This is a genomic window from Candidatus Nitrosotalea sp. TS (genome assembly GCF_011319465.1).
Taxonomy (GTDB): domain Archaea; phylum Thermoproteota; class Nitrososphaeria; order Nitrososphaerales; family Nitrosopumilaceae; genus Nitrosotalea.
Map to the genome: position 1 here is coordinate 1 of NZ_RCMB01000024.1, position 14,447 is coordinate 14,447.

Annotated in this window: 18 protein-coding genes, 1 tRNA gene and 2 pseudogenes; 13 read left to right on the top strand and 8 right to left on the bottom strand. The window is 38.8% G+C overall.

All coding sequences use genetic code 11. The features are described from left to right. Positions 1-79: 79 nt before the first annotated feature. From DYY67_RS09950 to DYY67_RS09970, 5 genes are all read left to right on the top strand, one after another. On the top strand, positions 80-466 hold the full coding sequence (locus DYY67_RS09950; RefSeq protein ID WP_166392708.1) for a YncE family protein: 387 nt from the start codon (positions 80-82) through the stop codon (positions 464-466). A 325-nt stretch (positions 467-791) separates the two neighbouring features. Further along, on the top strand, positions 792-1,040 hold the full coding sequence (locus DYY67_RS09955) for a YncE family protein (RefSeq protein WP_166392709.1): 249 nt from the start codon (positions 792-794) through the stop codon (positions 1,038-1,040). Between the two features lie 16 nt (positions 1,041-1,056). After that, a complete protein-coding gene (locus DYY67_RS09960) occupies positions 1,057-1,491 on the top strand; it encodes a YncE family protein (RefSeq protein WP_320416054.1) in 435 nt (144 codons plus the stop codon). A 98-nt stretch (positions 1,492-1,589) separates the two neighbouring features. Continuing rightward, positions 1,590-2,180, top strand: coding sequence for a carboxypeptidase-like regulatory domain-containing protein (locus DYY67_RS09965; protein WP_166392711.1), 591 nt, complete (start codon positions 1,590-1,592; stop codon positions 2,178-2,180). A gap of 7 nt (positions 2,181-2,187) precedes the next feature. Next, complete coding sequence (locus DYY67_RS09970; RefSeq protein WP_166392712.1) at positions 2,188-2,655, top strand: hypothetical protein; 468 nt, start codon at positions 2,188-2,190, stop codon at positions 2,653-2,655. 346 nt (positions 2,656-3,001) lie between these two features. Here the strand turns inward: DYY67_RS09970 and DYY67_RS11265 are convergent, their stop codons facing one another. Further along, positions 3,002-3,262, bottom strand: coding sequence for a hypothetical protein (locus tag DYY67_RS11265; protein WP_255493130.1), 261 nt, complete (start codon positions 3,260-3,262; stop codon positions 3,002-3,004). 156 nt (positions 3,263-3,418) lie between these two features. Then, positions 3,419-4,258: a hypothetical protein gene (locus DYY67_RS09975; RefSeq protein ID WP_255493131.1), complete on the bottom strand. Its 840-nt coding sequence runs from the start codon at positions 4,256-4,258 to the stop codon at positions 3,419-3,421. 155 nt (positions 4,259-4,413) lie between these two features. Between DYY67_RS09975 and DYY67_RS09980 the strand changes: the two genes are divergently transcribed. Further along, positions 4,414-4,517, top strand: a tRNA-Met gene (locus tag DYY67_RS09980). 14 nt (positions 4,518-4,531) lie between these two features. Here the strand turns inward: DYY67_RS09980 and DYY67_RS11270 are convergent. Genes DYY67_RS11270 through DYY67_RS09990 form a run of 3 tightly spaced genes read right to left on the bottom strand, consistent with a single transcriptional unit; the run spans position 4,532 to position 6,083 of the window. Further along, on the bottom strand, positions 4,532-5,368 hold the full coding sequence (locus DYY67_RS11270; protein WP_255493132.1) for a TiaS agmantine-binding domain-containing protein: 837 nt from the start codon (positions 5,366-5,368) through the stop codon (positions 4,532-4,534). 47 nt (positions 5,369-5,415) lie between these two features. After that, positions 5,416-5,856 carry a tRNA(Ile)(2)-agmatinylcytidine synthase gene (locus DYY67_RS11275; protein ID WP_255493133.1) on the bottom strand — a complete coding sequence of 147 codons (441 nt, stop codon included), beginning with the start codon at positions 5,854-5,856 and terminating at the stop codon, positions 5,416-5,418. Next, positions 5,853-6,083 (bottom strand): Lrp/AsnC ligand binding domain-containing protein, encoded by a 231-nt coding sequence (locus DYY67_RS09990; RefSeq protein ID WP_166392713.1) that lies wholly within the window; start codon positions 6,081-6,083, stop codon positions 5,853-5,855. Before DYY67_RS09990 ends, DYY67_RS11275 begins: the two co-directional genes overlap by 4 nt. Positions 6,084-6,166: 83 nt before the next feature. On the opposite strand from DYY67_RS09990, the gene dph2 reads away from it, so the two are divergent. The 3 genes and pseudogenes from dph2 (at position 6,167) to pheA (ending at position 8,611) form a co-directional block, all read left to right on the top strand. Continuing rightward, entirely contained in the window at positions 6,167-7,162 is a 996-nt protein-coding gene (gene dph2 / locus DYY67_RS09995; protein ID WP_166392714.1) for a diphthamide biosynthesis enzyme Dph2, read from the top strand. A gap of 73 nt (positions 7,163-7,235) precedes the next feature. Continuing rightward, positions 7,236-7,790, top strand: coding sequence for an exosome complex RNA-binding protein Csl4 (locus tag DYY67_RS10000; protein WP_166392715.1), 555 nt, complete (start codon positions 7,236-7,238; stop codon positions 7,788-7,790). Between the two features lie 4 nt (positions 7,791-7,794). Beyond that, positions 7,795-8,611: pseudogene (gene pheA / locus DYY67_RS10005) on the top strand (prephenate dehydratase). Here the strand turns inward: pheA and DYY67_RS10010 are convergent. Genes DYY67_RS10010 through folP form a run of 3 tightly spaced genes read right to left on the bottom strand, consistent with a single transcriptional unit; the run spans position 8,608 to position 11,446 of the window. Further along, a complete protein-coding gene (locus tag DYY67_RS10010; RefSeq protein WP_166392716.1) occupies positions 8,608-9,072 on the bottom strand; it encodes a hypothetical protein in 465 nt (154 codons plus the stop codon). The pseudogene pheA and the gene DYY67_RS10010 sit on opposite strands and share 4 nt — an antisense overlap. Before the next feature lie 38 nt (positions 9,073-9,110). Further along, positions 9,111-10,550 (bottom strand): IMP dehydrogenase, encoded by a 1,440-nt coding sequence (guaB, locus tag DYY67_RS10015; RefSeq protein ID WP_166392717.1) that lies wholly within the window; start codon positions 10,548-10,550, stop codon positions 9,111-9,113. A 20-nt stretch (positions 10,551-10,570) separates the two neighbouring features. Continuing rightward, positions 10,571-11,446: a dihydropteroate synthase gene (gene folP, locus DYY67_RS10020; RefSeq protein WP_166392718.1), complete on the bottom strand. Its 876-nt coding sequence runs from the start codon at positions 11,444-11,446 to the stop codon at positions 10,571-10,573. Positions 11,447-11,482: 36 nt separating this feature from the next. Here folP and DYY67_RS11730 point away from each other — a divergent pair, with 36 nt between their 5' ends. The 4 genes and pseudogenes from DYY67_RS11730 to guaA all read left to right on the top strand — a co-directional run bounded on the left by DYY67_RS11730 (position 11,483) and on the right by guaA (position 14,369). Next, a complete protein-coding gene (locus DYY67_RS11730; protein ID WP_320416052.1) occupies positions 11,483-11,860 on the top strand; it encodes a 6-hydroxymethylpterin diphosphokinase MptE-like protein in 378 nt (125 codons plus the stop codon). 25 nt (positions 11,861-11,885) lie between these two features. Beyond that, on the top strand, positions 11,886-12,146 hold the full coding sequence (locus DYY67_RS11735; protein WP_320416053.1) for a 6-hydroxymethylpterin diphosphokinase MptE-like protein: 261 nt from the start codon (positions 11,886-11,888) through the stop codon (positions 12,144-12,146). A gap of 122 nt (positions 12,147-12,268) precedes the next feature. Next, positions 12,269-12,841 (top strand): hypothetical protein, encoded by a 573-nt coding sequence (locus DYY67_RS10030; RefSeq protein WP_166392719.1) that lies wholly within the window; start codon positions 12,269-12,271, stop codon positions 12,839-12,841. Between the two features lie 4 nt (positions 12,842-12,845). Continuing rightward, positions 12,846-14,369, top strand: a pseudogene (gene guaA, locus DYY67_RS10035) (glutamine-hydrolyzing GMP synthase). Positions 14,370-14,447: the final 78 nt, after the last annotated feature.

Here is a 14,447-nt window from a genome sequence, read left to right on the forward strand (position 1 = left end):
CGTGAATTTCTATTGTGCAGAGTACTGAAATGACTGAACCGAGGATGCATCCACCACTTCACGTAACCGCCTCCAACAAATGAAAACTCTTCATCTTGCAGTTATTGTAATTTTATCATCTGTGATAGCTGCAAACATGGGAATTGCTTTTGCAGACGAAGGACCAATATCATTGGGTCCGGGGCCAGTTCAGAACTCTAGCAAGCGTATTGATATTCCGGTAACATTTGCCCCAATCAGCGTTACAGTCAATCCTGTTACCAATATGATATACGCAGTTCACACCTCTTATGTTGATTCAGTATCGGTAATCTCTGGAAAAACAAACAAGACAATCTCTGAAATAAAAGTAGGAAAAGATCCTGCGCTTGTTGCAGTCAATCCTGTTACAAACATGATATACGTAACCAATACAAACTCGACACTCGGTATCAGTAATATCTGGTTTGACAAACAATGGTGGTAGATACGGTGCAGGTAGGGAGGGTTTCCGCGTGACATACTGATCAATACCGGAACCAATACAATTTACATTGCAAGTGAAGACTCGAAACATCATCTCTGTAATAGATGGAAAAACAAACAATGTTGTAGCTCACAATACCTGTTTGCAATATTTCTGGGGCAGAGTCTACTTTTGCCATGGACCAGACTGGAAATACGATTTATGTAACCTGCACCGGGCCTGACGGCGCTATAGATGTGATATCAGGCACGACAAACAAGGTGGATGGATGCCATACCTGTAGGTCCGTGATCCCACAAATGTGGTATTCAACCCCAAGACACACATGCTGTACACTGCAAATAATGGAGATTATACGGTCTCTGCCGTATCTGCCAAGACAGACATGGTGGTAGATACCATTCCAGTAGAACTCTTTCCAACTGTTGTAGCAGTAAACCCGGATACAAACATGATCTATGTTGCAAATAATTTCAACAGCTCTTCCAACAAGTTATCAGTCATAGATGGCCAGACAAACAACGTAGTGGCAAAAATTCCCTATTGGTTCAGGCGCTCAAAACATTGCAATTGATTCATCAGACAACATAATCTATGTGGCAAACTATGCCTCAAATTCGATATCTGTAATCTCTGGCAAGACAAACACGTTGATTGATACAATACCAGTTGGAGCCCTTCCAACCTCAATTGCAATCAATGATATCACAAAGACAGTGTACGTAGCAAATTGGAGATCAGACTTTGTATCTATGATACCTATCACATCATTGGATTTACAAACCACTGAAGCCCGTGCTGATAATTCAAATGATGTATACATACAAGACATACAAGTGACGCCATCCACTGTAAAAGTTGGTGAGGCATTCACCGTATCTGCAACACTTGTCAACAATTCCACATTTCCAATATTTGTTGACGGCGGTAAATGCTCTGCCCAAGACACGCAGGCAGAGCTTTTCACCATAACACTTGATAATCATGTTGAAAATAACCAGAAAGTATCTTCTGTGCGGGGGTAGGTTGGTCTCCATTACTAGATCCTGGAAAAAGCATCACGGGAACTAGTGATTATACTACCAATTATGTAGCAACAGAATCAGGAACTGCAACTATTACCGTGACATTTTCATACCACAGTTTAATTCAGAAAGACCCTTTTCAAACAAGTGCAGAACAGACAGTATCAAAATCACTCCAGTTTCAGATTCGTGATGTGAATTCAGATAGCTCAGGACCCCCCATACCCATACCTGAAACTCCTTCCCCCCTTCAACAATTCAAGTCAGGAATCAAGGCAGAAGATGTCAAATGTGCAGGCGGATTCACCCTAGTATTAAAGTCGGAAGATAGCTCTCCTGCATGTGTAAAACCGGATACCGCACAGAAATTGATTGAGAGAGGATGGGGAACATTTACTGTACTATCAACTGACTATACATATCAGAAAATGAATGGAACGCTTTCTGGCAATGTGGTTTTAGCTGGAGGTCCGCAAGCAAACTATGAAGTAGATGTGTATGTAACTGATGGTACTACAATTGTAGGAAAAACTCTTTCTGATGTTAACGGAAATTATTCAATACAACTTCCAGCTGGCAATTACACAATTTATGTGCCCGATTATCCTACTAAACAAACACATTTTGTTTCAGTGTTTTCAGGCAAGAATACTATTTTTAATATTGTATACGGTACAGGTTACAAATAATTAGAAAATGAAAACTCTGTATCTTTCAATACTAACAGGATCTGGAATTATTGCGGTATCAGTTTTACTATTTCAAATCGCTTTAGAAGCACCAGTAAACCCACATATGGCAACAGCGCCGACACCTGCATGTACAACACTTCTCAAATTAGAAAGATGGATGTTAGAAAATCAAATAGACAAACATCAAGCTTATTTGTTGGCAAAAAATGACCCCGAATTTCTTGCAAAAACAAAAGGTTTCACAATAGAATCACAAGAAATAGGGGATTCAATATCATATAATGCTAGACATTGTACTAATTTGAAACTTAACTATGTACTTGTTGCATTTCTAGTTAGAAATGGGCCTGATACTCATGAAGTTGTAGTTCTTGAGAATGTAACTTCATACAAAATAGAAGGAATAGAAGACCAAGATTATGTTGGTAGATACGGCTTTTTCGGTTCTGGTAATTCAAACTATGGTTTATGATATGAAAACTCTATCCATTGCAACGATTATGCTCTTTTCATTTAATAATATCTGGGAATGTGTCTTTCTCCCCTTTAGTGCAAAATCTTAACGCCCAACGTATACCCCTCACACAAAATGGGATCAAGTGAATTTGAACTTCTAATTCAAAGATTGTACTGGAAAAATCACAAGTCTGTAAATGTTCCATAAGGATTTCATTTCGTGCCTGTTATGCAACGTTTCTCTAAAATCTAACATCCTGAAGGTCGTGCAAAAATTATCAAAGTCTGTAAGTGTTTCACACGGATTCTCCATTTTGTGTCTGATGTGAAACGTTTGATTAAACTCAAAGGTTTGATTCAATCTAGTGTAAAAGCGTAATCTTGCCAGTGTTGCTATCATCTTCTATCATCTCAAGCACCTTCTCGGGAGGAATCTCGCCATAGCTTTTCCTCAGCTCGTCTATGGTATTCCATCCGCCAATCATTGCAACAAGACCATAGTTGTAGTTCTTTTTTGCAAGCCAGTAGTGGGCACCTATGTGCCTCAACACATGCGTGGTGTGCCCCTCAAAGTAATCAATCTTGCCAAGGTGCCTGTAGACCTCATTCAGATCTTCCCTCATCTGCTGTCTAAACTTTAACTGGTATGACTTTGATTCATAGATTCTTGTACAGCCCCTTGCTTTTAGCAGGTCGATTGATTTTTGCGTATCAGGTCTTGTGATATACTTTATCCCACTTGCCGCCCTTGATGTGCCGCGTCTTGGACTCGTATGCAGTCATGGTATAGGTTGTCTTTCCTTCCTGCTTGTGTGCTTTGTATACTCTAATTTCATAAAATACAATGCATTGAATCTTGCACAGGATTCAATTCCAATCCAGAACCACCGGTATACGTCAGAGTCAATACCCCACCTTTCCCGGATGAACCTGTCAGCTTCATCAAGTTCGGCATCAGTTAATCTCACATCTGCATACTTGCCATGGTTTGGCACAGATTGTGACATGATGCCCTTTGTGCCGCGCCTCCATGTAATTCCATGAAATCCGCAAAAATCCCTCATTGCCTGTGCTCTCTGATATACGATATTTTTGATATCAATAGGTGCTTTCATTCCGCGTGAGTCCCTTTCTACCCTGCCTTCAAGATACATCTGTGTATAGTTTTTGAGAACTTTCTCTGTCTGTTTTTGTGATACCAGAAGATCCTTTGGCTCTATCTTGCATGTGTTGCAGACTGATTCCATTTGACGTATTCTGGTCTGCCATGTGGAAATTGGCGTGCCCTGCTTTCGTGTAAGCATGTCTTGCTTCCATTCTGCCACAAGAGGATCTTGTATGATTGGATGTATCTTGTTGAATCTTTTGAAAGCTATGATGTTTGTTCTTTGGTTGGTTGGAATTGCCAGCTTGCCATGGATACATTTGAGCAGACCGCCCTTGACTGCCATTGCAATGTATTGGTAAATGGTATCTCTTGCGTAACCCAGTGTTGTTGCCGTATCTGTTACTGTAAGGGGATCATCGTGTCCAGTCCCAAGAAGAAGGCGTACGACTTCTTTCATGATCTGTTCTTTTGTTGCACGCTTGCCGTACAGTCTCTTGTTTTTTCTTTTCATTTATCCACCATCTGGTTTGAAAAAAAAGGTCGATCAAAAAAATCAAGATCGGAGTTTGTCGGAAAATTTTTGCCATTTACGTTCACTATCCGACAGAAACATGTATTCTAAAATCAGATAAAGCGTATATATCACCCTGAAACTTCTTTTTACTTAGCGGGGTGGGGAAGCCAGACTTTGGGCTAAGTCATCCCGGCGGGCTCATAATCAATCTAGATGAGAAACCCGCAAGTCAGTAGTTCAAATCTACTCCCCGCTATCCTTCAAAAAAACTCAGATAGAATTACAAAACCATTCTTTGGAATCATCAAATTCAATTTTTGTATTGAATTTAGAAATTCTTTGCAGTGGTCTTGTTAGATGTCTGTGAGCTGATGGAACAGGCAGGTATAGTTGGTCTTTTATCTTGCGTGGAACTTTCTTGAGTATTTTATTTTGCGATGTTTTACCACATTTTTCACATTTGTAGCCTTGGCCTTTTCCTCTTGATTTCATATGTTTCATACATCTGCCACAGTAGGGATTCACCAATACTGAGTTTTTTTCAAGTTTGATAACATCTATGAATTCCACATTAAGTATTCTATCATGGGTTTTCGAGGCTTTTCTTATGCCTCCACCAATTCTTATCAGATCTCCTTTGATTAAACTTGATGCAATACCTGTAAGACCTGTCGGTTTATAGACTGCGCAGTTTGCCTTTTTACCAGATTTTAAGATTGAAAACATTACGTGACCTCCCACTATAATTTTAGGCGTTTCAGCTACATGACCAACCATATAACCTGAAGAAAATGGCCTAAGATTGTTAAGATCTAATTCATTTTGTAAATGATCACCTGTTCCCTGATTTGAACGAAAAACCATATATCCAGAGAACTTTTCCGACGATTTTACAAGAGATGCACCTCTAACAACCGTCTGTACGTCTTCACCACGTACTCCAAAAAAGACAGGATCAGGACCATGAGGAGCTATGAGAGTACGGTTTTTAGAGGTGTCATAGTTGTTGAATGTTTTTGGAAAAGTCATTTCTTGCATTTTCTTTACACTATCTTTGAAGATCAGTCGCTTCTTTCCAAAATTTGATTTATGCCTATATGAAATCAACTCAAAGGTGTAATCACGAAAATCATAACCGATGGCACCTATTGCACCTATCCAGTCCCCTGACCATTTCCCAAATGGAATGTCTCAATGTTATTTTGTATTGCAAATTCCTTTGCCTTTTTTCTGTTTACAAGAGTGCATAGTGCCATCTTGCCAAAATCAGAAAATTCTTTTGGAATCTCATTATTTTCGTAAAAAACAAGTCCTGGATTTGCTCCCTCTTGTATAGCAGAGTATTTTTTTATAAAATTGATTATGCTTTTCTTGATTAAATGAGGCGTCTTGGTTTGGATTTTTAGTGCTACTGCACCATTACCCCGAGTCTTCCATGGAATGTTTGGATTGAATCTAATCAGATATGGATAATCCAGAAATTTGACTTTTTCTCTTCTAAGATGTTCCACAATTTTATAGGCAAGAAATGTGGTACACATTCCATTTCTGGAATCAGTATCGTCAAAACCAACATGAAGTATGCTTTGTTTCATTCTATAACTGTCATAGTAAGAGTTGAACGCACATTTTTGAGTTGTCTTATTTGGCCTGAGATAGTCTTTTTTAGCGTCTCACTATCTGGAGCCTCTATCTTAACTACTAGATCATATGCACCATAAAGAACATACACATACTTGACATGTTCAATGGACTTGACCTGATTGAGCAATTCACCTTCGGCCCCTAATTCTGCATTGAGCAATACAAACGCTATAGACATTAGTTGCTCTTGAAGATCTACGATATTAAATATTGTGCGTGTATTCGTTTGATTTAAATTAAAAAAATAATCTCAGATAACGATTGATAGTAATAGATGAAAAGAAGATCTTTGATGAAATTCAGATAAGAAAACCGGTATCAGTAGCTTTGAATGGACCAGATGGAATTTTGCCAAAAATACAAGATACCGCAGCCAAGATAATGCAAGTTTGTGGCATTCCAGCTTATGTGCTTGCAGATAGTTGTTTTGGAACATGTGATATGAATACAAATGGGGCAAAGGTGCTGGGTGCAGAGATTCTCTTCCACATAGGTCATACCATAAATTCCACTAGTTTTGGAGACAGTGTAGTTCTAGTAGATGCATTTGACAATATTTCATTTGAAAATATAGCAAAAAAATGTGTTGAGGAGTTTAAAGGAAAAACGGTGTCATTAGTTACAGATAGTCAGCACCTACATGAAGTAGACAAAGTAAAAAGCATACTCGAGGAAGGCGGAGTTAAAGTCATGATAGGAAAAGGAAAAGGCCAATTAAATGACGGACAGGTCTTTGGATGCGAGTTTTATCCCGTAATGGAGACAAGGCATAATGTAGATGCCAACATATTCTTAGGCCAAAGTAATTTTCATGCATCTGGAATTGCATTATCTACAGACAGACCTACATATGTTCTTGATCCATATTTTAATGAGATAAGAGAAGTCACCGAGTTTGCTCAGACACTTCAGAAAAAGGCTATACTTTCGGTATACAAAGCAGCTGAATCAGAATCATTTGGAATTATTGTCGGTTTAAAGGAGGGCCAGTTCTCAAAAATTACTGCTCTCAAATTCAAAAAAGAGTTGGAAAGTCTTGGAAAAAAGGTTCAGCTCTTTGCTTTAACCGACATAACAGATGATAAGCTTCGTAATTTGAAGGGAATAGATTCCTTCATACAAGTAGCTTGCCCAAGAATTTCAACTGATAATCATTTTCACAAGCCAGTCTTATCTACTCCTCAGGCCAATGCATTGATCAAGATACTGAAAAAGGAAAACATAGATGGTTTTCTTCAGGTTCCCCATTGGCTTTAGATACAATTCACATGTAAAAGATTTAGTTTCGCTGCATAAACAATTATAATCATCGAAACTCTAATTCATGTTATTGTCTAGTAAAGAAGCTCTTCCAGGAGATAAAATTGCAATAATTGAGGAATTTGAGACAGGTCAAAATACATTTGATGATGGGCATTCTATAAGGTCGTCAGTTGTAGGCATGCCAGAATTTGATAAAACAAATCGGGTAGCCAAAATTAATGAGAGTAAAACACCAGGAGTACCAAGAAAAGGCGATGTCATAGTTGGAAATATATCGGCATTGATGAATAACATGTTTGCAATAAACATATTGTACATAAATGGCAAGCCTAATCACTCAGGTCTTGAGGTTATTTGCCAAGCAAGAGGCGCAAAGAAGAGAATTCTTGTGAGAGTAAGCGACATAGTAATGGCCAAGGTAATCAATTTGCTAAATGGCGTGATTCATGCCACAATTGGAGAACCAGAACTTGGAGTATTGTTCTCCATATGCAACAAATGTGCTGGCAACATAGTACCGCTTGGCAGCAATGTAAAATGTGTTGATTGTGGATACATAGAAGAGAGAAAACTGTCAACCAAATTCGGAAACGGCGATTTTATAAAATTCGGTTCCAACTAAGAATATGCTCAAAGTAGCATTTCAAGGAGAACATGGTGCTTATAGTGAAGCTGCTGCCATGACCTTTTTCAAAGATTTGATTGAAACAATTCCATATCCTACGTTTCACGAAGTTCTAGAATCTACAGAGAATGGCAAATCAGACTATGCAGTACTACCTGTTGAAAACTCTCTTGAAGGCATAGTAGGAGAAAGCAATGACTTGTTATTGACTACCAAGCTTAATGCCACAGGAGAGATTTATCATAGAATAAAGCATTGCCTTATTGGATTTCAAGATCTTGGAAAAATCGATACGGTCTATTCTCATCCACAAGCACTAGGGCAATGCAGAAAATTCATCCAGGATCATCATCTCAAAGCCATACCTACTTATGATACAGCTGGAAGTGTCAAGATTTTGCTAGAGCTAAAAAAGGATAACATATCATGCATAGCAAGTAAAAGAGCGGCTGAAATCTACAAAGCCCCCATCATAAAGGAAGGAATAGAAGACAACGCTAACAATTATACCAGATTCTTAGTTCTTTCAAATAGAAAACAAGAAAGAACGTCAAATGACAAGACATCCATAATTTTTTCAATAAAGCATGTTCCAGGTGCGCTCTATAACGTGCTTGAAAAATTCCACATGAACAAGATAAATCTTACAAAAATTGAATCTCGTCCCACAAAAGCCACAGTTGTGGGAATACAACTTTTATGTTGATTTCGAGGGGAATCAAAACGATAGAAACATACAAGATGCCCTTGAAAAAATCAAACCAAATACAGTATTTCTAAAGATTCTCGGCTCTTATCCAAGAGCCGAGCTTGATTAAAAACCTCGAGGTTTTCTAACTGAAAATGCAGCACTAATTCCAACTATTAGAATTCCTGAGGATATTACAATTAGATGAGACATGAAGATTAATGGATTCTGAAGAGCTTGTAACTGTCCAGTAACATGCAAGACAGAATTGCCCGTATTTGTTATGTTGATAAAATGTTTCCCATCCTGAAGACTGACCCAATCAAAGCTTACCTGGTTTTGGAAATCTTTGTCTACTTGCAATCCATTAGATGGCGTCTGTAATGTTACATGAAAAGAACTTCCGGTGACATTAAGTAACTCATGAAAATGTTTCTGTGCATTAAATTGAAACACATCACTTTTTGCAATATCAACAGTGTCGTCTACTGTATTGACATTTGATATGATGGACTCTATCAAGAAGAAAGATCCCAACACAATTCCAAGCGCTCCTATACAAATTCCAATTGCAGTTCTTTTTGTTAGCACTAACCAAAACTAAATGCAATACCATATTTAAAAGTGAACTACATCAATTCTACGTCATGAGGTTGACTTTCTGCATAACCCGCAGTTGACATTTTTATAAATTCTGCATTTTGTTGCATTTGTGGTATTGTATTTGCACCACAATAGCTTAGACCTGATCGTATGCCACCAGTAAGTTGTTTTACTATATCCACAACAGTTCCCTTGTATGGAACCATTGCTTCAACTCCCTCAGCTACGTAATCGTTAAGATCTTCGCTCATAGCTGCTGTACCTGTTTCCTTTGTCTTTCTACCAAGTGCAGCATAAAAGGAGGCCATTCCCCTATAGATCTTGTATCGCTTACCATTTTTCATTACATACGAACCTGGGCTTTCATCGGTTCCGCCCAGCAGACTTCCTACCATCACAGTAGATGCCCCTGCCGCCAATGCCTTTGTTGCGTCACCTGAATTTCTAACTCCGCCATCTGAAATTATTGGAACATCGTATTTTTTCCCTATTTGTGCACAGTCTACCACAGCTGTGAGTTGCGGTACACCAGAACCAGTAATTACTCGGGTAATACAGATTGAGCCAGAGCCTACCCCAACTTTTATTGCGTCTACGCCTGCTTTTATAAGATCTTCAGCTCCGCAAGCTGTTGCAACATTTCCTGCGATGAGTTCACAGTTTGGAAATGCTTTCTTGATTAATCTTATAGTATTGAGTGCATTATCACTATGACCATGAGCAATATCGACTACAATCACATCTGTACCAGCATCAAGTAGTGCTTCGGTTCTTTCCATAAAATCTCCCTTAACTCCTACTGCTGCCCCTACCAAGGGCCTCCCCTTCTTATCCTTAGAGGCGTGAGGATAATTTCCAGCATTTATGATATCCTTACTTGTTATCAATCCCTTTACATTTCCTCGCTCATCTAGAAGCGGTAGTTTTTCTATACAGTTTTTTCTTAGGAGATCTTTGGCTTCCTGTACACCCACTCCTGATCTAGCAGCGATTACATCTCTTGTCATCACTTCTTTTACTTGTTTTTTCTCGTCTGCCGGTTCCAACATTACAATATCTCTTCTTGTCAATATTCCTACCAGCGTGCCTTGAGGATCTGTTACGAGTAGGCCTGAGACTCCTTTTTCTCGCATGTATTCAATTGCTTCCCTAACAGTTTGATTGGGCCCTATGGTGTATGGGTTCTCAATTAGTATACTACCGGAACGCTTGACCTTGAGTACTTCGGTTACTTGTTCAGATATCGTAAGAAATCTGTGGATTATTCCTATGCCACCCTCTCTTGCCATTGCTACTGCCATTGGGGATTCGGTTACTGTGTCCATGTTGGCACTGATGATGGGAATGTTGAGTGAAATATTTCGTGAAAGTTTTGTTTGTAAATTAGTTTGAGATCTAGTAGTGATATTGGAGTGTTTGGGAACAAGGAGTACATCGTCGAAAGTTAATCCTTCCCTTATATCCAATGAAACCTTCTTGATTAGATTTACAATCTGTTATAAGCCTTTCTTGGATCATACAGATTTTTTGTAATTTCTATTACATCACAAGTTGCTTTAACATTATGAGTTCTGATAATGTTTGCTCCATTTAGAACTGCGATGGCTTCTGCTGCAAGAGATCCATAAAGTCTCTTGTCAGGATCGTTCTCATTCAACAGATATCCTATGAATGATTTTCTTGAAACAGAAACAAGCATAGGATATCCAAGTTTGATCGATGAGAGATTTCGAATAATGTCAATGTCTCTTTGGAGCCAATCGGAATTTATTTTAGTGAACAATACTCCCTTTGCATTTTTTCTAAAAAATCCTATTGCTGGGTCTACTACAATTTTATTTTTTAATATTCCAGATTTTTTTGCGATCGATATGCTTTTTGCAAGTAAATTTCTTGTATGTGTTATTTGATTTCCAGTTATTGGTTGCTTGCTAAAAGCACAGACTATAACGGACGGACTGTATTCTTCCAGTATTCCAGTCATGTTCTGGTCATATTGTAATCCTGTAACATCATTTAGAATTTCAACACCTAGTTCAAAGGCTTTCTTGGCAACATTTGCTCTGCAAGTGTCTATCGATACTGGTAATTTGGATACCTTTTGTACAGCAGAAATTGCCTTTGTGATCCTGTCAATCTCGGTCTTTTCTGGCACCAGCGTCTTCAGGTATGGCGCAGTAGACATGCCTCCTATGTCAATAAAATTTGCACCATCTTCTTCCATTTGTTTTGCAATTTTAGCAATCTCTTTTGGTTCTGTGTGTACGGATTTTTTGTAAAACGATTCTGGACTGGTATTAATTATGCCCATTATTCTTGTTGGATTTGAATTTCCCACAGGTACAGGGCCAAGTTTGTTCATATGGTTTATGATTAGCTCATGTACATTTAGACTTACATGAAGCTAGATGGATGGGAACAAAAGTACAGAGAGATTTTGCATGAATTTGATTTTGACAGAAAAGATGACACACATGCAGCCAATCTCCTAAACCTATTTGTTAAGACTAGATTTCCTTTGAATAAGTTAGATCGTAAGATAAAAAACAAAGTGGTATTCATTATTGGGGCTGGACCATCACTTTCTTCATCTATTCCATCCATTAAGAAGTTCAAAAAGGCAACAAAAATTGTAGCGGACGGTGCTACAAGAGCTTTAATCGAGAACGGAATTAAACCTGACATAGTAGTAACCGACCTAGATGGGAATTTAGATTATCTCAAAAAAGCTTCTAAAATGAATGCCATAATGGTGGTTCATTCTCATCGGAGATAACATTGGAACACTCCCCATTGCTTCCATGTTTAGAAGATGCATAGGTACAACAGAAGGAAAACCGTTTGATAAGATCAAAAACTTTGGCGGATTCACAGATGGTGATAGATGTGTCTTTCTTGCCAGACATTTTGGAGCAAAAAGAATTATCTTGTTTGGCATGGATTTTGGAGACACTGTAGGGGCTTATTCTAAGGATGGAAGATACAACAGGGTAGTAAAACTGCAAAAACTCAGAAAAGCAAGATCTCTTTTGGAGTGGCTATGCGTCAAAGGACAGACGTGAACTCTATACCACTTCAGAGCCTGTAAAGGGATTCCAAGAGATTTCATTTAGAGATCTTCAAGAGTTAGTCAGAGAATAGAGTTTGTTTTAATATTTATTATCCATTTGACAATAGACAAGATATGGATTATCATTCTGAGGAAGAGGTTCGCGATATCTTGGAGTTGCGAGAATGGATCTCAGATGAGATAGACAAACGCAAAAAAGAGATGGAACGATTAACACAAAATCTTCGAATTTTAGATTCGCTGGTAAAACAGTCAAGTTTTAGCAAGGCATCACATCTTACATCATCACCACCTCCAGCTAGAACGTCAAACCAGCAGTCGATGCAAGAAACAGCTGACGTAATTCCAATGAAAGCTCCTGACAATCAAGTAATAGCAAATGCACATGTCACGCCAGATGAGCTTGTAATTATACCATCAGAAGACGTATCACTTGACGTTGAGACACAACCATTCAAGTCATTTTTCTTGGGAAGAATAATTGGCAACATGGAGAACCAAGATAGTTCGGATGTTAAAAGTGGCAAGATCCCACAAGGTTCTGCCATAAGCTACATGATAAACAAGGACGGGAACAGAATCAGAGAGATTCTAATTAAAAATTATCGACAAAAAGAGAGAGCAGACGAGATTATCAATACCGCAACATGGTCATTCTCACGAATGATGGAAAACTCAAGAAAGTGAATCTATGGACAAGATAGTAGTTCTGGATTTTGGTTCACAGTATAGTCATCTAATCTGCAGACGAATTCGCGAATTTTCAGTATATGCTGAACTGGTACCATACAACATCTCACTTGATGAACTAAAGAAGATGAATCCAAAAGGGAGTTGTTTTCAGCGGGGGACCTGCTAGTGTGTACAGCAAAGACTCACCTCAACCCTCGTCTGGAATATTTGAGATTGGTCTTCCAGTTCTTGGAATTTGTTATGGGCACCAATTGATTGTAAATAATTTTGGAGGCAAGGTAAAGCAGGCAAACAAAGAATATGGTTCATCTACTCTGAAGATAGATAACAGCTCAGATCTATTGTCTGGAATTGGTTCGTCTACAAGAGCATGGATGAGCCATGGCGATGCAGCAGAAAGTCTGCCAAAGGGATTTGAGGTCATAGGCCATACCGAGAGCTCTTTTGCAGCCGCAATTGCCAACAGACAGAAGCTTATCTACGGAATACAATTCCATCCAGAGGTAGTGCACACTGAAAATGGTGTGCAGGTTCTCAGGAATTTTGTTCTAAACATATGCAAGGCAAAACAAGACTGGACACTTGAGAACTTTATTGATAGCACCGTTTCAGAAATTTCAAAGATTGATGGAAATGTATTGTGTGGTATCAGTGGAGGAGTGGATTCCACAGTAGCTGCACTCTTGATTCAAAAGGCAATAGGAACAGGCTAAAGTGTGTCTTTGTAGACAATGGTCTTCTTCGATTAAATGAAGAAAAAGAAGTCGAGGACATATTCAAGAATAATTTTGGAATGAACTTTACTGCAATTAATGCAAAGGAAAGATTTCTTTTGAGATTAAAGGGAGTAACAGATCCTGAACAGAAACGAAAGATAGTGGGTGAAGAATTTGTCAAGATATTTACCGAATTTGCAGAGAAGAGTGGTCCATTCAAGTGGTTAGCTCAGGGGACACTTTATCCTGATGTGATCGAAAGCGGAGTATCAAAAGGACCTGCTGCAGTGATTAAGACCCACCACAATGTTGGAGGACTTCCTTCTTGGCTTGACATGAAGATACTTGAGCCATTAAGATTTCTGTACAAAGATGAGGTAAGAAAAGTAGGAAAAATCCTCGGTGTTCCAGACAAGCTTTTGAACCGTCATCCCTTCCCAGGCCCAGGTCTTGCTGTCCGAATAATGAATGAAGTCACACCAGAAAAATTACAGATATCCAAACAGGCAAGCAAGATTGTGGAAGACGAGCTTTTAGCTGCAGGCTATTATGACAAGGTATGGCAAGCTTTTGCTGCAGTGGGAGATGATAGAGCAGTCGGCGTTGTGGGCGATGAGCGAAAATATGGGCATGTTGTTCTTGTTCGTATAGTGGACTCGATTGATGCAATGACTGCAGACTGGACTAGACTACCTTCTGAGATACTTGAGAAGATAAGCAATAGAATCACAAACGAGGTTGAAGATGTGGCGTGGGTAAGCTATGTTGTATCAAGCAAACCCCCTGCAACCATTGAGCCGCAGTAAAAATAGTAAGCCCCCTCATTTAGCTCTAGAAACATGACGCTTGTCGTAAAGCTTTAGAACTGTAAATTGATCAAGAAT

What these genes read in the sequence shown, in the direction of transcription:
- DYY67_RS09990 (WP_166392713.1), bottom strand. Translation starts at nt 6,083, where the DNA reads ATGTCTATAGCGTTTGTATTGCTCAATGCAGAATTAGGGGCCGAAGGT.
- DYY67_RS09970 (WP_166392712.1), top strand. Translation starts at nt 2,188, where the DNA reads ATGAAAACTCTGTATCTTTCAATACTAACAGGATCTGGAATTATTGCG.
- DYY67_RS11275 (WP_255493133.1), bottom strand. Translation starts at nt 5,856, where the DNA reads ATGAAACAAAGCATACTTCATGTTGGTTTTGACGATACTGATTCCAGA.
- DYY67_RS09950 (WP_166392708.1), top strand. Translation starts at nt 80, where the DNA reads ATGAAAACTCTTCATCTTGCAGTTATTGTAATTTTATCATCTGTGATA.
- folP (WP_166392718.1), bottom strand. Translation starts at nt 11,446, where the DNA reads ATGAACAAACTTGGCCCTGTACCTGTGGGAAATTCAAATCCAACAAGA.
- DYY67_RS11265 (WP_255493130.1), bottom strand. Translation starts at nt 3,262, where the DNA reads ATGAGGGAAGATCTGAATGAGGTCTACAGGCACCTTGGCAAGATTGAT.
- DYY67_RS11730 (WP_320416052.1), top strand. Translation starts at nt 11,483, where the DNA reads ATGAAGCTAGATGGATGGGAACAAAAGTACAGAGAGATTTTGCATGAA.
- DYY67_RS09975 (WP_255493131.1), bottom strand. Translation starts at nt 4,258, where the DNA reads ATGAAAAGAAAAAACAAGAGACTGTACGGCAAGCGTGCAACAAAAGAA.
- DYY67_RS11735 (WP_320416053.1), top strand. Translation starts at nt 11,886, where the DNA reads ATGTTTAGAAGATGCATAGGTACAACAGAAGGAAAACCGTTTGATAAG.
- DYY67_RS10030 (WP_166392719.1), top strand. Translation starts at nt 12,269, where the DNA reads ATGGATTATCATTCTGAGGAAGAGGTTCGCGATATCTTGGAGTTGCGA.
- DYY67_RS09955 (WP_166392709.1), top strand. Translation starts at nt 792, where the DNA reads ATGCTGTACACTGCAAATAATGGAGATTATACGGTCTCTGCCGTATCT.